We start from the raw sequence: 20,515 nt of genomic DNA, 5'->3' as shown, positions 1-20,515 counted from the left end.
TGTGGGCGGCGGTGTGGTGACGCTGTTCCTGTGCGGTGATGTGATGCTCGGGCGCGGTGTCGATCAGATTCTGGCGCATCCCTCGGAGCCGGAGCTGCGCGAGGACTACGTCAAGGACGCGCGGTCGTACGTGGAGCTGGCCGAGGCGGTCAGTGGTCCGATCCCCGCACCGGTCGATCCCGCGTGGCCGTGGGGCGAGGCGCTGCGGCTGCTGGAGCGGTGCGCCCCGGACGCACGGATCGTGAATCTGGAGACGGCTGTCACGCGCAGTGACGCGTTCGCGCCGGGCAAGGCGATCCACTACCGGATGCACCCGGACAACCTCGCCGCCCTGACGGTGGCCCGGCCCGATGTGTGCGTCCTGGCGAACAACCATGTGCTGGACTTCGGCCGACCAGGGCTGCGGGAAACGCTGGACGTGCTGGCCGGTGCGGGGCTCCGGGCCGCCGGCGCCGGACACGACGCCGGCGAGGCCGGCGCACCGGTGGCGGTGCCCGTCGGGCCCGGCCGCCGGGTGCTGGTCCTCGCCCTCGGCGCACTGTCCAGCGGCATCCCGTCCGACTGGGCCGCGACCGCGGACCGGCCCGGTGTCGCCCACGTCCGTGACCTGTCGGCGGCGGCCGCGAGCGCTGTCCGGCGGGTGCGCGCGGCCAGGCGACCGGGCGACATCGTCGTCCTGTCCATCCACTGGGGCACCAACTGGGGCTATCTCGTCCCCCGCGAGCAGCGGCACTTCGCGCACGCCGTGATCGACGGCGGCGTCGACCTCGTCCACGGCCACTCCTCGCACCATCCCCGCCCGGTCGAGGTATACCGGGACCGGCTGATCCTCTACGGCTGCGGCGACTTCATCGACGACTACGAGGGCATCACCGGCTACGAGGAGTACCGCGACGACCTCCGGCTCGCGTACGTCGCCTCGGTGGACGCGGACACCGGGAGCCTGGCCGGCCTGCGGATGTTTCCCTTGCGGGCGCGGCGGATGCGGCTGGAACATGCGGGGGAGGAGGACCGTGCCTGGCTGCGCACGACCCTCGACCGGATCAGCCGCGGCGTGCGCGTCGACGCGGCGGCCGACGGCACGCTCAGCGTCGTGGCCGGGCCGGAGCGAAGCTGACGTCCGCGACGACGCCTACGACGGCTTCTGTTCCGTCGCCGCCGTGCGCAGACGCTCCGCGCACCACTCCCGGACCGCGTCGGCGACCTGCTCCAGGGCGCCCGGCTCCTCGAAGAGGTGGGTGGCTCCCGGGATCACCCGCAGAGAGTGCGGGGCCCGCAGCTGCCGTGCCGCCTCCTCATTGAGCCGCAGCACCTCGTGGTCGTCGCCGCCCACGACGAGCAGGACCGGCGCGCGTACGGCGGGCAGCTCGTCGCCGGCCAGATCGGGCCGGCCGCCCCGGGAGACGACGGTCAGGACGCGGTCCGGGTGCTGCGCGGCGGCCCGCAGAGCGGCGGCCGCGCCGGTACTCGCGCCGAAGAGGACGACGGGCAGGTCACCGGTGTTGGGCCGGGCGCCGAGCCACTCCATGGCGGCCACGAGGCGACGCCCCAGCAGCGCGATGTCGAAGCGGTGCTCACCGGTCACGACATCCCGGCGCTCCTCCTCAGCGGTGAGCAGATCGATCAGCAAGGTGGCCAGCCCGGCCTCCCGCAGAGCCGCGGCCACCGCCTGATTGCGCGGACTGTGCCGGGAACTGCCACTGCCGTGCGCGAACAGCACCACGGCCGGTGCGGAGTCCGGCACCACCAGATCACCTGGGAGCTGGGCGCCGTCGGCGGGCACCACAACCGTCTCGGACATCATGGTCATCGACTTCCCCGGAGGACCGTGTGGATCCTCGGTCGTCGGGTCGAACCTCGTGCATATCTCACTTACCCCCGTGCGCCCCACCTACCCCGCGACGCGCCCTGATACCAATTGAAAGCTGAACAGGACAGAGGCCGTCCGCCGGGTGCACGCTGGCTGAGGACGGAGGGAACAGCGATGACCACTGCGAAAGACATCATGAGCCCGGGCACCCAGTGGATACCCCGCCACGAGACGCTGGACCGCGCGGCCCAGATGATGCGGGACCATCACGTGGGCGCACTCCCGGTCAGCGACCCCGACCAGGGCGACCGTATGTGCGGCATCATCACCGACCGCGACATCGTGGTGAAGTGTGTCGCCGAGGGCCACGACCCTGCGCGGGTGACGTGCGGTGACCTCTGCGAGGGCACACCGCGCTGGATCGACGCCGCCGCCGACGTCTCCGAGGTCCTGCGGGAGATGGAGGGGCACCAGATCAAGCGCCTGCCCGTGGTCGAGAACAAGCGGACGATCGGAATGATCAGCGAGGCCGACATAGCCCGGCACCTCAGTGACGAGAAGCTCGCGGAGTTCGTGCACCGCGTGTACGCGAGGTGAGCGGAAGCGGGCCTCGGCCCGCGAGGAAGCCGACGCCCGGCTCTTCGTCGTCCTCGTCGTGGGTCAGCGGCCCGCGCCGCTGAGCGAGGGCTCAGCCCGGTCGCCCCGTACCGTGTCGGTCAACACCCCCGGATCCCTGGGCAGTTCGTCGCCGCGCCAGGCCACATGGCCGTCCGGGCGGACCAGCACGAAGGACCGTTCGTAGAGCTCGGCGACCTCCCTGTCCGCCCCTCGGAGCACTGCCAGCGGTACGCCCCGCTCGGCGAACGCCTGTTCCACACCCGTGAGTTGACCGTGCTCGCCGAAGCACAGCAGGGCGAAGCCGTGGCCGAACAGGTCGAGGGTGGAAGTGCCGGCGTCCCACCACGCGTGCGCGGCGCGGTAGCCGGGCTCGCTGCCGGGACGCCAGTCGGCGTCCGGTTTTCCGTGGCGTACCGGCACCTGGGGGTCCTCGATGATGGCGGGGGAGCGGTAGCGCAGCCCGAAGTGGATCTCCGGGGCGTCGAACTCCCGCTGTGCGCCGCTGCTGCGAAGCACCTGCGCCATCCGCGTGCGGGCCAGCTCGCCCTCGGGGCCGTCCAGGTGGATCTCGGGCGGCACCTGCCGGCGCATGGTGCGCTGCAGATTGAGGTTGGCCTCCTGGAGGCTCTCCACGGCGATCGGCCGGCGCTCGGTGTCGTAGGTGTCGAGCAGCCGGGGTCCGGCCCAGCCGTCGAGTGTGGCGGCGAGTTTCCAGCCGAGGTCGGCGGCGTCGCCGATGCCGGTGTTGAGCCCGAAGCCGCCGGAGGGCGACAGGGTGTGTGCGGCGTCGCCGGCGAGGAAGACCCGTCCGGCCCGGTACCGGTCGGCGACGCGATGGGTCAGCTGCCACTCGCCGTCGCTCAGCAGTTCCACCGGGGTGTCGAAGGCGAGCGCTTCGCCGATCAGTGCCAGCGGGTCGGCCCGGCCGTCGTCGTCCGCGGCCACCACCAGGTTGTACAGATCACTGCCGTTGAGCGAGCGCATCGGGAAGCGCAGCGTGGACGACAGCAACAGGAAGTAGACGAGGGCGGCGCGCTCGCCGAGCCGCTTCTTGAGTTCGGGGGCGCGGAAGAGGATGTTGCGGAACACCTGGGTGCGGTGGCGGGCCGGCGCCGCGATGCCGCAGGCCCGGCGGACGGGGGAGGCGGCGCCGTCGCAGGCGACCAGATAGCGGGCCCGTACGGTGCGGGCCGTGCCCGTGGCGTGGTCGGTGAGGTCGGCCTGCACGTGGTCGTCGCTCTGCCGCACCCGGTCGACGGTGGTGCGCAGCCGCAGCGGACCGTCCGGCTGGACGCCCACTGCCTGGATCAGCACCGGGTTCAGCCAGTGCGCCGGGCACATCTGGTCGGGCTCGGGGGTGTGCGTGAAGGCCGGGCGGTCACCGGTGGTTCCCCGGCGGTAGCGGTACACCTCGTGGCCACCGACCTGGGTGATCCAGGCGATGTCCAGGGGGTGGTCGGCCGGCCAGCCGGCGCCGCGTACGGCGTCCGCGACGCCCCAGCGGCGGAACAGCTCCATCGAGCGTGGACCGATCGTGCTCACCTTGGGATGGCGGACCCGTCCGTCACCGGCGTCGATGACCATGCAGTCGATGTCGCGGTACGACAGGTCCAGCGCGAGCGCCATTCCGACGGGGCCGCCGCCCACGATCAGCACGTCGGTCCACTCGTCGGAATGCGTCATGTCTTCCTCGCCTTGTTCGGGTCGTACGGGGCCTGTCGCGGGGGAGGGGATGCCGGGTGGCCCGGGGGCCGGTCACCCGGCATGGGGTCACGGGCGTTCGGCGGTGACCAGGAGGCAGCCGAAGCTCTCGACACCGGCCAGGTCGGCCGGGTGGAAGGCGTCGGCGGAGAAGGGCGACGCCCAGGATCATGCCCGGCCGGCGCAACTCGGGGTGCATCACGCCGAGTTCGCGTGCCACGACCGTGTCGCGCTCCGCCTCGCTCATCCGGTCGAGCGCCTCGGCGTCCGGCCCGATGGTGTAGCTCGCGAGCAGCACCGCGCCGAGCGCCGGATCGCCCTCGGCGGGCGGGTAGTACGTCTGCCGGACATGCCCGCCGGTGAAGGAGGCACCCCCGCTGATGCCGTCCTTCTCCCAGAAGGCCTCCCGGCAGTGGAAGGCTATCTTCGTGCCCGGCCAGTACTTCGTCTGATGGATGATGTCGAGCTTCTCCCGGTCGAAGCCGGTCAGTTGCAGCTCCCTGAGCACGGTGAACGGGATGGTGCACACCACGTAGTCGCAGATCTTGGTGAGTGTGCCGGTTCCCTGACGGATCCTCAGAATCACCGCGTCGTCCCGGACATCGATGCCTGTGACCTCAAGGCCGGTCGAGATCTGTCCCCGGATCCGGGCGGCGAACCGGCGGGGGAGTACGTCCATGCCGTCCCGCAGCCGCACGATCGTGGAGCTGGTCTCGTCCAGCACGTCGTCGAGAAAGCGTTCCAGGTGCGGCGGGCAGAACGCCCGGACCTCGGGATGGTCGGCGAAGAAGGCGTGCAGGTCGATCCGGTTCTTCGTGCTGCCGCACCGGTAGGGCGTCAGATCGATGTGATCGATGCGGTTCAGCAGTTCCACGCCGACCTCGCTACCCAGCGCGCTGTAGAACTCGCGCGGGGCGACGGCCCGCAGGCTGGCGTCCAGCCAGGCTCCGAACAGCAGGGTGTTCTCGCGGAAATCACGGCTCGGCAGTCCGGCGGCGAACTCGTCGACCAGCGTCTTCCGGGCGTCCCGCACCCGAAGATAGCCGGAGGAACCCGGCAGATAGGCGGCGTCGTCGGAGAAGAGCGTCTGGAACTCCCGCACCTGTTTCTGCAGGCCGAGTTCGGCGATGTAGTGCATGGTCAGGCGGTGCCCGGCGGGGATCCGCATCGCGCCCAGCTCGGCGAACGGCCCGGACCGGCCGGCACCGGGAAAACGATGCGTGTGGATCCGGCCGCCGATGTCCTGGCTGCCCTCGATGATCTGGACGTGATGTCCGAGGCGCTCCAGTTCATAGGCCGCCACCAGACCGGCGATGCCGGCGCCGATGACGGTGATGTTCTTCGGTCCACCGATGGCGCCGTCCAGTCCGTCTACCTCCTGCAAGGGTCTCGTCACAGGTGTCCTCTCCAGTGCGCGATGTCCACGGCCGGAACGATTCCTGGATGAACCCGGCGCCTTTCCCTGCTGTCGGAAAGGGCATGCCGGAAAATCCCAACGGCCATTGTTCGGGCAGTGACAAGCCGCCCGTATCCCCCAAGCGGAGTCGCGCACAGGTGTTTGACGGGTAATCAGTCTCTCCCTGTGCGGGTGGCATGGCTGCGTCACCCTGCGCGATCGCGCGGGGTTTGCCCCGCACCGCCGTAACGGGCGGAAGACGGGGGAAGACTGGCGGGCGTCGCGGGTCGGCCGGGGTCATGGGGCCCGGGCCGGCCGGCGGTCACGGTGAGACACCCCCCACGGAGGCGACGTTGACGCGCGTGTTGATCGCTACCACCCCGGCCCCCGGACACGTCGTCGGCATCCTTGAGGTGGCACGCGAACTGGCCCGGCGCGGCCACGAGGTGCGCTGGTACACCGGGCGGGCCTTCCAGGACCGGGTCGAGCAGGCCGGGGCCCGCTTCGAACCCATGAGAGCCGAGCTGGACTTCGGCGGCAAGAGCCGGGAGGAGGCCTACCCCGGCCACGCCGGGCTGACCGGCATGGCCGGCTTCAAGACCGGTGTCCGGGACATCTTCTACCGGACCGCACCGGCCCAGCTGGAGGACCTGCTGGCGGTGCTCGACCGGTTTCCGGCCGACTGCCTGCTCGCCGACGACATGTGCTACGGCGCCTGCTTCGCCGCCGAGCGCACCGGGATCCCGCTGGCCTGGCTGAGCAACTCCGTCTACATCCTCGGCAGCAGGGACACTGCCCCGCTCGGCCGGGGGCTGCCGCCCAGCTCGTCGCCGCTCGGCCGGGCACGCAACGCGCTGCTCCGGTTCGTCGGCGACCGGGTGGTGATGCGGGACCTGCGCCGGGAGGCCGACCGGACCCGCGACCAGGTGGCCCTGCCCCGGCTGCGGACGGGCGCCATGGAGAACATCGCGCGCCCGCCGGCCCTGTATCTGCTGGGCACCGTACGGTCCTTCGAGTTCCCCCGCAGCGATCTGCTCCCGGGCACCCACTTCGTGGGCGGCCTGCTCGGGCTGCCCCCGGAGCACTTCGAACCGCCCGGCTGGTGGGAGGACCTGCACGGCACCCGGCCGGTGGTCCTGGTCACCCAGGGCACCACGGCCAACGACGTCGACCGGCTCCTCGTCCCCGCCGTGCGCGCCCTGGCCGGCCAGGACGTGCTGGTCGTGATCACCACCGGCAGCGCCGTGGACGCGGGGCGGCTCGGCCCGCTGCCGGACAACGTCCGCCTGGAGCGGTTCGTCCCGTACCACCATCTGCTGCCCCATGTCGACGTGATGGTCAGCAACGGCGGCTACAACGGCATCAACGCGGCCCTGGCCGAAGGCGTCCCCCTGGTCGTCGTACCGGGCTCGGAGGAGAAACCCGACGTGGCCGCGCGGGTCAAATGGGCCGGCGCCGGTGTCGTCCTCGGCCGCCGGGCGGTGTCCGAGGCCGGCCTGCGCCAGGCGGTGGCCACCGTACTGACCGACGGGCGCTACCGGCGGCGGGCCCGCGAACTCGCCGCGGAGTACCGCAGCTGCGACGCCCCGCGCCGGGCCGCCGACCTCATCGAGTCCCTGGCCGCATCCCAGGGCCAGGTTCCCACCGGAGGAGTCACACGTTGAACGCCATGACGAAGGCGGGCCTGAAAGAGGCCCCCGAGACGAACATGCCCGTGGACCCCGGGCCCTTCGACTGCATGCCGGAGCTGCTGGCGGCCGCGAAGGTCGCGCCGGTCGTCCGGATCCCCTACCTCGGGCAGCCCGCCTGGGTGGTGTGCGACCCCGAGCTGGTGAAGGCCGCGCTGACGCACCCGCAGATGGGCAAGGACGTCACCTTGGTCCCCGACTTCATGCGCCGGCCCGGCCTGATGGTCGGATCCCAGCCGGACCCGGACTACGCCCGCGCCATGATCATGAGCGACGGCGAGAACCACGCGCGGATCCGGCGGATGCACGCGCCGGTGCTGAGCCCGCGCAACACCGAGCGGTGGGGCGAGCGGGTCGCCGTCAAGGTCGACGGCTTCCTCGACGAACTGGAGCAGGCCGGCTCCGGCTCCCGTGCCGAGGTCAACGTGGTCACGGACTACACGCACCGGATCCCGCTGGCCTTCATCTCCGAGATGCTCGGCCTGCCCCCCGAGGCTCAGCGGCAGCTGCGCGGCATCACCGATGTCATGCTCTACTCCTCCGACTACCCGGCGCGCAAAGAGGCGGTCGGGGCGCTGTACGGGGCGGTCGAGGGCTGGGTGCGCGACCCGGACCCGCTGGACGACGGGGTGATCACCGGACTGCTGGCCTCCTCCGACGGACCGGACGCGGCGGTCACCGAGGGCGAGGTCATCGTCTGGACCCTCGGCATGATCATCACCGGCTGCGAGACGACCGGGAGCCTGATCTCCGCGTCGCTGTACGAGGCGCTGCGCCGCCCGCCCGAGGAACGGCCGCGGACCGACGAGGAGATCAAGGCCTGGGTCGAGGAGACCCTGCGGGTGCACCCGCCGTTCCCGCACCCCACCTGGCGCTTCCCCCTGACGGACATCGACCTGGGCGGCTATCTGATCCCCAAGGGCGCTCCGGTGCAGGTCAGCATCGCGGCGGCGAACCGCGACGCCGGCGAGGGAGCCGACTGCTTCGAGGCCCGGCGGCAGGGCAAGGGGCACCTCAGCTTCGGCCTCGGCATGCACTACTGCATCGGCGCCCCGCCGGTCCGCCTGGAGGCGAAGATCGCGGTGGGCGGCTTCCTGCGCCGGTTCCCACGGGCCCGGCTGAGCACCACCACCGTCGTCGAGTGGGAGTCGGAGTGGATGATCCGGCGGCTGAGCGTCCTGCCCGCCACACTGGACTGAAAGGACGTTCATGAAGGCCCTCGTGCTCGCCGGCGGGTCCGGCCGCCGCATGCGGCCCATCACCCACACCTCGGCCAAGCAGCTCGTGCCGGTCGCGAACAAACCGGTCCTGTTCTACGGCCCGGAGTCGATCGCCGAGACGGGCATCCGCGACGTGGGCATCGTCGTCGGCGACACGGCCGCCGAGATCGAGGCCGCGGTCGGCGACGGTTCCCGCTTCGGCCTCGACGTCACCTACCTGCCGCAGGAGGCACCCCTGGGCCTGGCCCACGCGGTGCGCACCGCCCGGGACTACCTCCGCGACGACGACTTCGTGATGTACCTCGGTGACAACTTCATCGTCGGCGGCATCAGCGCGCTCGTGGACCGGTTCCGCACACGCCGCCCCGACGCCCAGATCATGCTGACCCGGGTGTCGGACCCGCGCGCCCTCGGCGTGGTCGAGCTGGACCGCCACGGCCGGGCGATCCGCCTGGAGGAGAAGCCGGAGCGGCCCAGGAGCGATCTCGCCCTGGTCGGCGTCTACCTCTTCACGCCCCGCGTGCACGAGGCGGTGGCCGGGCTGAAGCCGTCGTGGCGGGGCGAGTTCGAGATCACCGACGCCATCCAGGAGCTCATCGACTCGGGCTGTCGGGTGGACTCGGCCGTCGTCTGCGGATACTGGAAGGACACCGGCAACGTCGACGACATGCTGGAGGTCAACCGCCTCGTCCTCGACGGCGTCACGGCCGACTGCGCCGGGGAGGTCCACGCCAGCGAGCTTATCGGCCGGGTGGTGATCGAGCGGGGCGCGACCGTCACCGGCTCGCGGATCGTCGGCCCGGCGGTCGTTGCGGCCGGAGCGCGGATACGCGACTCCTACGTCGGCCCGTTCACCTCCATCGACCGGGACTGCGCGGTCGTGGACAGCGAGGTGGAGTACTCCATCGTGCTGCGCGGGGCGTCCATCGTCGGGGTGCGGCGCGTCGAGCGCTCGCTGATCGGACGCGAGGTCGAGGTCACCTCGGCCCCCCGGATCCTGCGGTCCCACCGGCTCGTCCTCGGCGACCACAGCACGGTGCGGGTCGCCTCATGAGGATCCTCGTGACCGGCGGCGCAGGCTTCATCGGCTCGCACTTCGTGCGGTCGTACGCCGGCGAGGCCACGACCACCGTCCTCGACAAGCTGACCTACGCCGGCAACCCGGCGAACCTGACGCCCGTCCGGGACCGCATCACCTTCGTGCACGGCGACATCTGCGACGCCGAACTCCTCGCGAAGGTGGTGCCCGGCCACGACCTCGTCGTCAACTTCGCCGCCGAGTCGCACGTCGACCGGTCCATCGCCGCCGCTGGCGCCTTCGTCCACAGCAACGTCCTGGGCGTCCAGACCCTCATGCAGGCCTGCCTCGACGCGGGCACCCCGAGGATCGTGCACGTCTCCACCGACGAGGTCTACGGCAGTATCGACAGCGGCTCCTGGGACGAGACGGCCCCGCTCAGCCCCAACTCCCCCTACGCGGCATCGAAGGCCGGCGGCGACCTGATCGCGCTCGCCTACGCGCGCACCCACGGGCTGCCGGTCAGCATCACGCGCTGCGGCAACAATTACGGGCCGTACCAGTACCCGGAGAAGGTCGTCCCACTCTTCGTCACCCATCTGCTCGACGGCCGGAGGGTGCCGCTGTACGGCGACGGTGGCAACGTCCGCGACTGGATCCACGTCGACGACCACTGCCGGGCCGTCCGGCTGGTCGCCGAGCGCGGCGAGCCCGGCGAGGTCTACCACGTCGCCGGCACCGCCGAGCTGACCAATCTGCACCTGACCGCCCGGCTGCTCGACGCGCTCCGGGCGGGCTGGGAGCGCGTCGAGCGGGTGGCGGACCGCAAGGGCCATGACCGCCGCTACTCCCCTGGCCGACGGCAAGCTGCGGGCCCTCGGATACGCACCCCGGGTCCCGTTCGAGCGGGGCCTGGCCGAGACCGTCGCGTGGTACGCCGCGCACCGTTCCTGGTGGGAGCCGCTGAAGGAACGTCTTCCATGACGGCGATGGGGCGGCGTGCTATGCCTTGTACTGCACCAGCGCCGTACGGGAGCGGATCCCCAGCTTGCGGTAGATCTGCCGCAGATGGAATCCGACCGTGTGGGGGGAGACGAACAGATGGCGCGCGGCCTGCCGGTTGGTCAGGCCGCCGGCCACCAGTTCCGCCACCTTGCGTTCCGTGTCGGTGAGGCTCTCCCAGCCGGAGACCGGGCGCTTCGCCTGCGTCCAGTGCCGGCGCCGCACCCCGAGCCGGCGCAACCGGGACCGTACCCGGGCGATGTCCCGCTCGCCGCCGAGGCCGCCGTAGGCGCCCATCGCCCGGTTCAGCTCGCCGATCGCGCTCTCGTGGTCACCGCGGTCGAGCAGCACGCCGGCCCGGTCCTCGGCCGCCGCGGCCCGGGCCCACGGGTTGCGGTGCAGCCGGCCCGCCCGGGCCAGGGCGTTCGCGTCCGCCTCGGCGAGCGCGCGGGCATGGGTGGCGGCTGCGACGATCGCGGGAACGCCCGGATTGCGGGTGCGCAGCTGCTCCGCCGTGTCGATGACGCGCTGTGCGAGCTCCGGCAGGTCCGCGGCGAGCGCACAGCGCACACACCAGGCCGCGGCGGCCGAGTCCTCCAGCACGACTTCGCGGAAGCCACCGGGATGCGCCCCGATCTCCGCCAGCACCTCCGCCGCCACCCGGGAGTCCGCCCGGGCCTCCGCCAGCTGTGCGTTCAGCAGCAGCCGTGCCGCCCACCAGGGGCTGTGGGGATGCTGCGGGAAGTCCTTCTCCAGCGTGTCGATGTGCCCCTGCGCCTGGGCGAGTTCCCCCCGGCGCAGCGCGACGAGGGCCAGCACCAGCCATGCCTGCGGGGCGAGCATCGGCACATACGGGCCGTCCGTGCCCACCCCGGCCTGCGCCGCCTCCTCGGCCTCGGCCAGCCGGCCCTGGGCGAGATGCAGGGGCGCCCGGAGCACCGCCGGGACCGCGGCGACCAGCGTCCTCGACCCCGGTACGACCGTGCGGGCGAAGGCCTGGACGACCGCCGTGGCCTCCTCGTACTCGTCGATCCTGGTGAGCGTGAAGGCCAGGAACCAGCGCGGGTCGAGGAACGGTACGCCCGCGCCCCCGTGGTCGAGCGCGACGGCTCGGCGCAGCATCCCGACCGCGTCGCCGGCATGACCGTCCCGCCACTGCGTGAACGCGTGAAAGGTCAGCGCGCCGACCTGCACCGGCTGTGCGTGACGGTCGGGCGCGCTGAGGATGCCGCGCGCCCGCTGGACCGCGGTGCTGTCGCCGTTCAGACAGGAGGCGGCGAGATGGGTGAGCACGGCCTCGCGGTGCGGGGAGCCTTCCTCCTGCGCCGTGAGCGCGTCGCGCGCGGCCTGGCACGCCATCGGCGCGTTCCCGAGCAGGAGCAGCGCGGCCGACATGGACACCCGCAACGAGCTGATGTCCGCGGCGAGTTCCGCGGGCAGGGGGACGGCGAGCCGCGCGGTCTCGTCGATGGTGTCCTTGGCCAGGGTGATGGCCCGGTCCAGCCGGCCCGCCCTGGTGAACGCGTCGACGGCCGTCTTGGCGAGGCGCACCCGCTCGGCCTGTCCCGGCGGCAGGAGCTCCATGGCACGAGTCGCCAGCGATGCCGCGGTCGACGGATCGGCTGCCAGCAGCCGCTGGGCTCCCTCGGCGATGATGCGCAGCGCCTCCGTGTTGCCGGGCCGGGCGACATGCACCAGTTGGAGGGCGGCGCGCTCGATGCCGTCGGGGCGCGACAGCAGCATCTCCGCCGTCTGCCGGCGCAGCAGCGCGCACACCGGTGGCGGCACGGAGTCGAGCAGGACACGCCAGACCGGCTCACTGCGGAACGCGAGGTCACGCTCACCGCAGACCAGCAGCCCGCGGTCGACCGCTTCGTCCACCGCGGCCAGCAGCCCCACCGGTGCCTCGCCGAGCAGGGCCGACAGATCCTCCGGCGCGAACGGCGAACCGAGCACCGCCGCCAGCCTGAGTGCTCTTATGGTGATGTCGGACAGCGTCCGCAGATCTTTCTGGACCATCGTGGAAAAGCGCCTGGGCACGGGCGCCGGCAGACACACACCCGTACCGCCGGGGGTGTCGTCGGCCGAGCCGGGCCGCAGGCGTGAGGTGCCGTCGACCACACATAAGTCACCGTCCTCCACGAGCCCGCGCACCAGCTCGATCACGGCACGAGGGGTGTCGTTGACGCTCTCGGCCAGGGCGAGGAGCGCGGGCTCGGGGACGTTTCCGGCGCAGTCGGCGACCAGTTGGCCGAGCGCGTCGCCCGACAGCGGCCCCAGCTCCCGCAGGTGTTCCACGGGGAGCCTGCCGCGCAGCTTGCCGAGACAGGTCAGCACGGACGCGTACGGTGTGGCGCCGCGGTCCGGGGTGAAGGCGAGCAGCCAGAGGATCGGGCGGCCGCTCAGGCCCGCGACGAGGTCGCACAGCACGGCGAGATCGGGGACGTCCGCCAGGTGCAGATCGTCGAGCGTGACGACGGTGCGGACCTGTTCCGCCTTGGTGCGCAGCAGCGCCCGCGCCGCCTCGATCGCGAAGGAGGCACGCGGCGTGTGGAATCCGTCCTCGACGGCTCCGGATGCGGGTGGGTGAGCGGCGGCGGGCACCGGAGCCGCCCGGGTGGTGGCACCGGAGCCGCAGGGGACGCCGCCCACGACCGAGAAGCCGTTCGCGCCGGCCAGGGTGACGGCTTCGACGAGGAGCCGGGTCTTGCCCGCGCCGGGCCTCGCCTCCACCAGGAGCACCTTGCTGCGCCGGGTGTTCGCCACCGTGTGCAGACTCGCGCTGATCTGCGCCAGCTGTTCTTCCCGCCCCCGCACCGGGGGCAACGGTCGTGCAGTGGGTCCCATGACGCTCCGTATCAGAAAGTGAGCGGACGCAGACTGTACGTACCCGTCTCCCTGCACGACGTACACGGGCGCGAACGCCATGGGGGAGGCGCGGAGGGCTCACTGCTACGCAGGTGGTGAACACATGGCGCACATGCACCCCTCAGCGCCTTCTGCTCCCGCGGCCAGGGGCGCAGCTCCGCTTCCTCCGTCTCACCGGGCGGGAGAGGTACCGGTCGCACCGTCACAGATGGCCGTCGTACACCGGTTGTCCCGCTCGTGTGAAGGTCGGGCATAATCTTCAACAAATTGTTGAAGGGGGTGGCGGTGCAGCAAAGAAGCTGGACTGCGGCAGATGTCGGGCACATGCAGCTGCGCGGCATCGCTCAGGTGGCGCTCAGCGCGAGTCCATGGGCCGGACTGCTGTTCACCGCCGCACTGTTCGCCGGGGAGTGGCGCATCGGCGTGTACGGACTGCTCGGTGCGGCGGCGTCCACCGCGGCCGCTGCCGTGCTGGGCGCCGACCGGGAGGGCCTCGGCAAAGGCCTTGAGGGATACTGCGGTTGCCTCACCGGTATCGCCGTGGTCGTCCGGCTCGGGGCCTCGTGGCAGACCGTACTGCTGGCCGTCGGCGCCGCGGCGATCTGCTCCGTGGTGGGAGCCGCCGTCGGCCGCCTTCTCGGCCGCTTCGGACTGCCCGCCCTGACCGCCCCCTTCTGCCTGGTCGCAGGCGTGCTGGTGATCGCGCTGCCGACCGGCGCGCCCGCCCCCGCGACCCCTGCTCTCCGCGACGGGTTCACCACCCTGACGGCGGCCGAACTCGGCCAGGCCTTCTGCGACAACATCGGCCAGGTCTTCTTCCTCGGCCGCTGGTACGCGGGCCTGATCCTGCTCGCGGGCCTGCTGGTCGCCTCCCGGAAAGCCGCCGTCGCCGCCGTGTGCGGCAGCGGCCTCGCGATCCTCACCGCCTGCGTCCTCGGCCTGCCCGCCGACCGGATCAGCGTGGGGCTCTACGGCTACAACGCGGTGCTGGTCGCGATCGCCCTGGGCGCGACCTTCCTGCCGCTGACCCCCTGGACCGCCGGCTACGCCGTGGCCGCCGCCGTGGCCTCGGTCCCCTTCACCGCCGCCTGGGCCGCCTTCGCCCGGAGCCACGGCGGATCCGCCTTCACCTGGCCCTTCGTCGTGACGACCTGGCTCTTCCTGGCGGCCGCTCCAGCGCTGGACCGGCCCGGCATCTCGTCCGGGAAAGCGACGTGACGCCATGAACCTCGTACCGCGTGAAATCCACAGACCGCACGTCCACGTGGTGGCCGGCCAGGCCCGGCGCCGCCACGCCCGCGGCAACGGGCTCACCTACGGCGAAGCGGCCGCCCTGCTCACCGAGGCCGTGCCGGAAACGGCCCCGCAGCGAACGGCACGCCTGCCGCGGGCTGTTCGATGACCTGGAGATCACACGCCGCGACGGCGAGCCGGTCGTGCTGGACACGGTCCGGCGGGACTCCGGCACGCCCGGCCCGGTGGCGGGTCCCTCGGTCTTCGCCGGGTACGACCTGCCGACGACGCTCCAGGCCGTCACGCCCCTGACGCCCGCCGCTGCGGTCGCGGACGGTCTGCGCGCGGCCCGCTGGACACAGGACCGGCTTTCGGCGGGAGCGTTCCGCCGACGACTGCGGCGCCCGGGCCCGGAACACGGGCGACTTTCCGCCGGGATCGCCCCCCGCCCCGCGCACGGCCTGGACCGCGGTGCGCCCGCGCCTCATCGGGATCCAGACGCCGGACCTGTGCCCGACCTCATTCCTTCAACGCCCGTGCCCGCGGGCTGTGGACGCCGGAGCAAGATCCGTGATCGAGTTGCCGGCATGAGTTCTCTCATCCGCCACGTGACCATCGACTGCACCGATCCCTACGCACTGGCGACCTTCTGGGCCCGGGCCCTGGACGGTTCGCTCGCGGACGACGACGTCCCGGGAGACCCGGAGGCCATGGTCACGTCCGCGGCCGGTGCCCTGCTCTTCATCCGGGTCGCGGACCGCAAGACGGCGAAGAACCGCGTCCACCTCGACCTCCAGCCCCAGGACCGCACCCGGGACGAGGAGGTGGAGCGCCTGCTCGCCCTCGGCGCCACGCTCCAGGCCGACCACCGCCGGCCCGACGGAACGGGCTGGGTCACGCTGTACGACCCCGAGGGCAACGAACTGTGCGTGGAGCGCAGCGCGGCGGAACGGCGCGGTGACTGACGGCGCCCCCGGCGGACGTGCCCCTCGGCCCGCCCTCAGAACGGGTACGGTGCCTGGGCCGAGCGGGCCGTGATCCAGCGGGTCTCGGTGAACGCTTCGATGTTCGCGGCACCGCCGAAGCGCGCGCCGGTACCGGAGGCGGCGACGCCACCGAAGGGCGCCACGGCCTCGTCGTTGACGGTCTGGTCGTTGATGTGGACCAGCCCCGTGGGGATCCGCTCGGCGAGGTCGAGGCCGCGCATGACGTCGGCGGTGAGGATGCCCAGGGACAGCCCGTACGGGGTGGCGGTGGCCAGCGCGACCGCTTCGTCCAGGTCGGAGAAGACACGGACCGGCGCCACGGGACCGAAGACCTCCTCGGCGTAGGCGGGGGAGGCGTCGGTGACGCCGGTGAGGACGGTGGGCCGGTAGAACAGCTCCTCGTACGTACCCCCCGCCGCCAGCCGGGCCCCGCCGTCGACACTGGCGGTGACCAGGGCGTGGATCTTGTCCCGCTGCCCGGCGTCGATGACCGGGCCGAGGGCGACATCATCCTTGGCGGGGTTGCCGACGGGCAGCCGCTCGGCCTTGTGCGCGAGGCGTTCGACGTACTCGTCGGCGATCGAGGCGTGCACCAGATGCCGTCCGGTGGTCATGCAGACCTGACCCTGGTGGAAGAAGGAGCCCCAGGCGGCGGTCGAGGCGGCACGGTCGAGGTCGGCGTCGGGCAGGACGATCAGCGCGGAGTTGCCGCCCAGTTCGAGGTGGGCCCGCTTGAGGTGCTCGGCGGCGGCCGCGCCGACCTTGCGGCCGGCGGCGGTGGAGCCCGTGAAGGAGATCACCCGGACATGCGGGGCCGTCACCAGGGCCGCCCCGGTGTCGGCGCCGCCCGGCAGGAGGTGCAGGACATCGGCGGGCAGCCCCGCCTCCTCGAAGACCCGCATGATCGCCACGCCGCCGGACACCGCGGTGCGCAGGTCGGGCTTGAGGAGCACCGCGTTGCCGAGGGCCAGGGCGGGTGCCACGGAACGGATGCCCAGGACGAGCGGCACATTGAAGGGGGCGATGACGCCGACCACTCCGGCGGGCACCCGGCGCGCGAGGCTCAGCCGGGGCTCGGCCGACGGCAGCACCTCGCCGAGGGGCCGGGAGGCGAGGGCGGCGGCCTCGTAGCACTCCTGCGCGGCGGTGACCGTCTCGAACGCCGCCTTGCCCGGGACGCTTCCGGCCTCGCGGACGATCCACCGCTGGATCTCCTCGGCGTGCCGGGTGAACAGGTCCCCCGCCCGGCGCAGTACGGCCGCGCGCTCGGTGTACGGCGCGCGGGCCCAGGCCTGTTGTGCGCGGGCGGCGCGCTCGGCGGCGACGGTGACGTCGTCGGGCGTGGCCACGCCGATCGCGTCCAGGGTCTCACCGGTGGCGGGTTCGACCACGCGGGTGCTGCCGCCGGCCGGGACCGTCCAGCCGCCGATGTGAGCCTTGCCGGACCAGAGGGACGGATCGAGCAGCATGACGGCCTCCAGGATGCGAGGGGGGGATCCCGTGGAAGCAAGGCTACGGCCGCGAGCCGGTCAGGGGCGGAACTCGTGCGCGGCCGAGACGGCGACGCCGGGGACCGGCGGTTCGGCGCGAGTCTCCGGCCCCCGACATCGATGGCCCGAACCACCCCTTGCTCGGCGGCACTTGGCGACGTGCCCCGGCGTCCGCCACCGGGGCGGGCGCCAGGCCGGTCTTCGCGACGCGGAGTGCGCATCGTCGGCCGGACCGGGGGAGCGGACGGGCGTACCAGGGCAGGGCGCGGTGTCGCCACCTGGCGGGGGCAGGTCCGCCGGGAGGGCGGGCACCGGTATGTGCCACTGACCGCCGCGCAGCTCGCCCGTCCAGGTTCCGGCCGGGAGCAGGGCACTGATGAGACCGTCGTCGTCCTCAGCCGATTCGGCCGCCCACGCCGGAACGCCCTTCGGGGACGGCCAGCAGGCCGACCGACACCTGCTCACGCACCTGCTCGCCGAGTACGCCGGTGGCCGCGTCGGTGATCGCGGAGATGAGGCGTGCGGGCGCGTCCGGTACGTCCGGGTGCCGGTAGGCCGCCTCGCGCAGACTCAGGGTGATGTTCGGGGCGACCTGGCCCGTCGCTACCCCGCCGACACCGCGCCGGCGCGCGGGAATGCCGATCAGGTCGACGGCGACCAGGCGGCCGAACCCCTCGCCGTAGACGGATCCGACCGCGTCCGCGAGCCCTCGGATCAGGCCTTCTTCGGTCTTCCCGTCAAGGGCGTCCTCGCTGATGTGCACGGTGAAGTGAGGCATGCTGGACTCTCCGTTCGCGCCCGCCGGGGTGGGCGGCTCGGGTGCTGATGTCTTTGCTAGCAAAACATCTTTGTCATCAAAGATAAAGGGTGAGGGGTACGTGATGGCCGGATCTGTGCGGCGCGAGGCCGGGGCGGGAGAGGTGGACGCCGCGGTCCGCGAGCTGCTGTTGCTCATGCCGCGGATGGCCGGCCGGGTGAAGCGCATTCCCGTTCCCGAGGCCCTGCGGTCGCAGGCGCTGGCACCCCGTCATCTCTCCTTGCTGGCCTGTCTGTTGTTCGACGGACCCATGACGGTCAGCGACTTGGCCGCGCGCCTGGAGGTGGCGCCCACCACGGTCAGCCTCATGGTCGGGGATCTCGGCGAGAAGGGCATCCTGGACCGGCGCGAGGACCCGTCCGACCGGCGCCGCCGGATCGTGGCCATCGCCCCCGACCGGCACGACGCGATCGCCGCCTGGCTCGCCCCCGGTGCCGCGGCCTGGCGCCGTGTGCTCACCCCGCTGACCCCGGCGCAACGGCGCCTCTTCGTCGACACCCTGCGGGCCTACGAGGCGGCGGTGGAGGAGGAGCGGCAGCGGTAAGGGGCCCTGATTCTGTGAACGCCCGGCATTTCGCGGCTACTTGACGGCTTGTTTGGTCCGTACCTATGGTCTTCGGTCAGCGCTACGTTCAAGCTTCCGCATGTCGTTCACATACGAGGACGTGTCTCATGCAGGAGATACCCGCTCGACGTCGTCGCAAGTCCCCGCGATCCGCTCTCGCCCTCACCGCGGCCGCCGCCCTGCTGACCACCGGCCTTCTCGCCTGGCCCGGCACCCAGCGGGCGGCGGCCGCTCCCGTCGCCTTCGTCCACCCCGGCGTCACCGTCTCCGCTGCCCAACTCGACTTCGCCCGCGGCAAGGTGCTCGCGGGCGCCGAGCCCTGGAAGAGCGCGTACGACCAGATGATGGCGAGTGCGTACGCGAGCCTCAGCCGTACGCCCAAGCCCCGCGCCGTCGTGGAGTGCGGCCCGTATTCCAACCCCGACCACGGCTGCACGGACGAGCGTGAGGACGCCATCGCGGCGTACACCGACGCGCTCGCCTGGTACATCACCCGGGACGCACGGTACGCGAACAAGGCGATCGAGCTGATGGACGCCTGGTCCGCCGTGCTCACGGACCACACCGACAGCAACGCGCCCTTGCAGACCGCCTGGGCGGGCGCCTCCTGGGCCAAGGCCGCCGAGATCATCAAGTACACCTACACCGGAGCCTGGGCCGAAGCCGGCCGGTTCGCCGGCTTGCTGCGCGATGTCTACCTGCCCGAGGTCGTCAACGGCTCCAACTCCAACGGGAACTGGGAGCTGACGATGATGGAGGCCGCCGTCGGCATCTCCGTCTTCCTGGAGGACAAGGCCTCCTACGACTCGGCCATGGCGCGCTTCCGCACTCGTACCGCCGCCTATGTGTATCTCTCCTCCGACGGCGATGTGCCGAAGACCGTGCCGAGCCAGAACCTGAACACCCGGGACAAGATCGTCGCGTACTGGCAGGGCCAGTCCACCTTCGTGACCGGCCTGACCCAGGAGACCTGCCGCGACTTCACGCACACCGGGTACGGCATCTCCGCCATCTCTCATGTGGCCGAGACCAGCCGGATCCAGGGTCAGGACCTCTACGGCACCGACGTCGGTGAACGGCTGCGGCAGGCGCTCGGATTCCAGTCCAGGTACGAGCTGGGCGCCGCCGTACCGGGCTGGCTGTGCGGCGGCACCCTCAAGCTCGGACTCGGTCCCGTCACCGAGGTCGGCTACAACGCCCTGCACAACCGTCTGGGCATCGCCATGACCAACACCCGGACCCTGACCGAGCGAAACCGCCCGGCCGGCACCGACAACCTCTTCGTGGCCTGGGAGACCCTCACCGACGGCGACAATCCGAACTGACCGCCACGCGGCTCCGGCCGCGGGTCACGTCGTGGCGGCGAGGTCGACGAGACGGCGGGCAGTGCCGGCCGGATCGACGGTCTGATGAAGGTGCGCGCCGGGCAGGTGCGCCACACGCCAGCCGCGTGCGCGCGCCTCGGCGGCGAGATCCTCGTACGGCGGTCCGAACAGCAGGTAGGAGCAGGGGTGGTCGTCCCAGCCGTCGGGGACCGGGATGCGCTGCTCGTAGAAGGACAGGGGCAGGGTGGGCTGCTCCTCCACGATGGTCCGCCGCACTGCCGGGTCGCGGAACATGGGCGCGACGTCGGCTTCGTCCCACCAGTCGGTCCACCGCGGCAGCCTGCCGTGCACGGCCAACGGGCCGAGGAATTCGAGCAGTTCGGGTGGGGCGACGGGGGTCGCTCCGGTCCTGGCAGGCAGAGCGGCGTCCACGAAGACCGAGCCGGCCACCGGATGGTCGAGGCCCGCGCGAAGGACGGGGACGAACAAGCCCGCGTTGCTGTGCGCCACCAGCGTGACGGAGCTGCCGGCCGGGACCTGCCGTAGATCGTCGCGGACCGCGTCGACCACCCGGGGCCAGAAGGGCGGATCCCCGGAGCCGATGTGCAGCAACGACGGCACCCGTACCCGATGTCCCGCCGCCAGCAGGTGTGCGGCGACGGGATGCCAGGTCGAGGGGCCGACGGACGGACTGTGGACGAGAACGAAGACCGACTGCATGGGCCGATGATGTCGCCCGTGCCCGGGGAGACGCGACCGTCTCGGCCGACAGCAGAAC

General features: G+C 72.0%; 17 protein-coding genes and 1 pseudogene. 11 read left to right on the top strand and 7 right to left on the bottom strand.

Features of this window, described 5'->3' with window-relative positions:
- The first annotated feature begins 1 nt into the window (after nucleotide 1).
- Complete coding sequence (locus LE548_RS01485; protein WP_225094725.1) at nucleotides 2–1,117, top strand: CapA family protein; 1,116 nt, start codon at nucleotides 2–4, stop codon at nucleotides 1,115–1,117.
- Between the two features lie 15 nt (nucleotides 1,118–1,132).
- Here the strand turns inward: LE548_RS01485 and LE548_RS01480 are convergent, their stop codons facing one another.
- Nucleotides 1,133–1,804 (bottom strand): dienelactone hydrolase family protein, encoded by a 672-nt coding sequence (locus LE548_RS01480; RefSeq protein ID WP_225094958.1) that lies wholly within the window; start codon nucleotides 1,802–1,804, stop codon nucleotides 1,133–1,135.
- A gap of 180 nt (nucleotides 1,805–1,984) precedes the next feature.
- Between LE548_RS01480 and LE548_RS01475 the strand changes: the two genes are divergently transcribed.
- Nucleotides 1,985–2,407, top strand: a complete 423-nt coding sequence (locus tag LE548_RS01475) for a CBS domain-containing protein (protein ID WP_225094724.1) — start codon at nucleotides 1,985–1,987, stop codon at nucleotides 2,405–2,407.
- 63 nt (nucleotides 2,408–2,470) lie between these two features.
- Here the strand turns inward: LE548_RS01475 and LE548_RS01470 are convergent, their stop codons facing one another.
- Nucleotides 2,471–4,111, bottom strand: coding sequence for an FAD-dependent monooxygenase (locus LE548_RS01470; protein WP_225094723.1), 1,641 nt, complete (start codon nucleotides 4,109–4,111; stop codon nucleotides 2,471–2,473).
- Nucleotides 3,993–5,513, bottom strand: coding sequence for an NAD(P)/FAD-dependent oxidoreductase (locus LE548_RS01465; protein ID WP_225094722.1), 1,521 nt, complete (start codon nucleotides 5,511–5,513; stop codon nucleotides 3,993–3,995). The genes LE548_RS01470 and LE548_RS01465 overlap by 119 nt, the downstream gene beginning before the upstream one ends.
- A 374-nt stretch (nucleotides 5,514–5,887) precedes the next feature.
- Here LE548_RS01465 and LE548_RS01460 point away from each other — a divergent pair, with 374 nt between their 5' ends.
- The 4 genes and pseudogenes from LE548_RS01460 to rfbB all read left to right on the top strand — a co-directional run bounded on the left by LE548_RS01460 (nucleotide 5,888) and on the right by rfbB (nucleotide 10,435).
- Entirely contained in the window at nucleotides 5,888–7,189 is a 1,302-nt protein-coding gene (locus LE548_RS01460; RefSeq protein WP_225094721.1) for a glycosyltransferase, read from the top strand.
- A 5-nt stretch (nucleotides 7,190–7,194) separates the two neighbouring features.
- Complete coding sequence (locus LE548_RS01455) at nucleotides 7,195–8,412, top strand: cytochrome P450 (protein ID WP_225094957.1); 1,218 nt, start codon at nucleotides 7,195–7,197, stop codon at nucleotides 8,410–8,412.
- 10 nt (nucleotides 8,413–8,422) lie between these two features.
- Nucleotides 8,423–9,487 carry a glucose-1-phosphate thymidylyltransferase gene (locus tag LE548_RS01450; protein ID WP_225094720.1) on the top strand — a complete coding sequence of 355 codons (1,065 nt, stop codon included), beginning with the start codon at nucleotides 8,423–8,425 and terminating at the stop codon, nucleotides 9,485–9,487.
- Nucleotides 9,484–10,435: pseudogene (gene rfbB / locus LE548_RS01445) on the top strand (dTDP-glucose 4,6-dehydratase). Before LE548_RS01450 ends, rfbB begins: the two are co-directional and overlap by 4 nt.
- A gap of 18 nt (nucleotides 10,436–10,453) precedes the next feature.
- Here the strand turns inward: rfbB and LE548_RS01440 are convergent.
- A complete protein-coding gene (locus tag LE548_RS01440) occupies nucleotides 10,454–13,300 on the bottom strand; it encodes a LuxR family transcriptional regulator (protein WP_225094719.1) in 2,847 nt (948 codons plus the stop codon).
- Between the two features lie 345 nt (nucleotides 13,301–13,645).
- Here LE548_RS01440 and LE548_RS01435 point away from each other — a divergent pair, with 345 nt between their 5' ends.
- The 3 genes from LE548_RS01435 (at nucleotide 13,646) to LE548_RS01425 (ending at nucleotide 15,519) form a co-directional block, all read left to right on the top strand.
- Nucleotides 13,646–14,539, top strand: coding sequence for an urea transporter (locus LE548_RS01435; RefSeq protein ID WP_225094718.1), 894 nt, complete (start codon nucleotides 13,646–13,648; stop codon nucleotides 14,537–14,539).
- Nucleotides 14,540–14,543: 4 nt separating this feature from the next.
- A complete protein-coding gene (locus LE548_RS01430; protein WP_225094717.1) occupies nucleotides 14,544–14,723 on the top strand; it encodes an urease subunit gamma in 180 nt (59 codons plus the stop codon).
- Nucleotides 14,724–15,141: 418 nt separating this feature from the next.
- Nucleotides 15,142–15,519, top strand: coding sequence for a VOC family protein (locus LE548_RS01425; protein ID WP_225094716.1), 378 nt, complete (start codon nucleotides 15,142–15,144; stop codon nucleotides 15,517–15,519).
- Nucleotides 15,520–15,554: 35 nt separating this feature from the next.
- Here the strand turns inward: LE548_RS01425 and LE548_RS01420 are convergent, their stop codons facing one another.
- On the bottom strand, nucleotides 15,555–17,009 hold the full coding sequence (locus LE548_RS01420) for a benzaldehyde dehydrogenase (RefSeq protein WP_225094715.1): 1,455 nt from the start codon (nucleotides 17,007–17,009) through the stop codon (nucleotides 15,555–15,557).
- Between the two features lie 415 nt (nucleotides 17,010–17,424).
- A complete protein-coding gene (locus LE548_RS01415; protein ID WP_225094714.1) occupies nucleotides 17,425–17,808 on the bottom strand; it encodes a hypothetical protein in 384 nt (127 codons plus the stop codon).
- Between the two features lie 103 nt (nucleotides 17,809–17,911).
- On the opposite strand from LE548_RS01415, the gene LE548_RS01410 reads away from it, so the two are divergent.
- Complete coding sequence (locus tag LE548_RS01410) at nucleotides 17,912–18,391, top strand: MarR family winged helix-turn-helix transcriptional regulator (protein WP_225094713.1); 480 nt, start codon at nucleotides 17,912–17,914, stop codon at nucleotides 18,389–18,391.
- Between the two features lie 128 nt (nucleotides 18,392–18,519).
- Nucleotides 18,520–19,737 (top strand): alginate lyase family protein, encoded by a 1,218-nt coding sequence (locus LE548_RS01405; RefSeq protein ID WP_225094712.1) that lies wholly within the window; start codon nucleotides 18,520–18,522, stop codon nucleotides 19,735–19,737.
- A gap of 24 nt (nucleotides 19,738–19,761) precedes the next feature.
- Here LE548_RS01405 and LE548_RS01400 read toward each other — a convergent pair whose 3' ends face one another.
- A complete protein-coding gene (locus LE548_RS01400) occupies nucleotides 19,762–20,457 on the bottom strand; it encodes an alpha/beta hydrolase (RefSeq protein ID WP_225094711.1) in 696 nt (231 codons plus the stop codon).
- Nucleotides 20,458–20,515: the final 58 nt, after the last annotated feature.

Source organism: Streptomyces sp. CoH27, assembly GCF_020181035.1.
In the GTDB taxonomy this organism is placed as follows: Bacteria; Actinomycetota; Actinomycetes; order Streptomycetales; family Streptomycetaceae; genus Streptomyces; species Streptomyces camelliae.
This window is presented reverse-complemented; position numbering and strand designations above follow the sequence as displayed.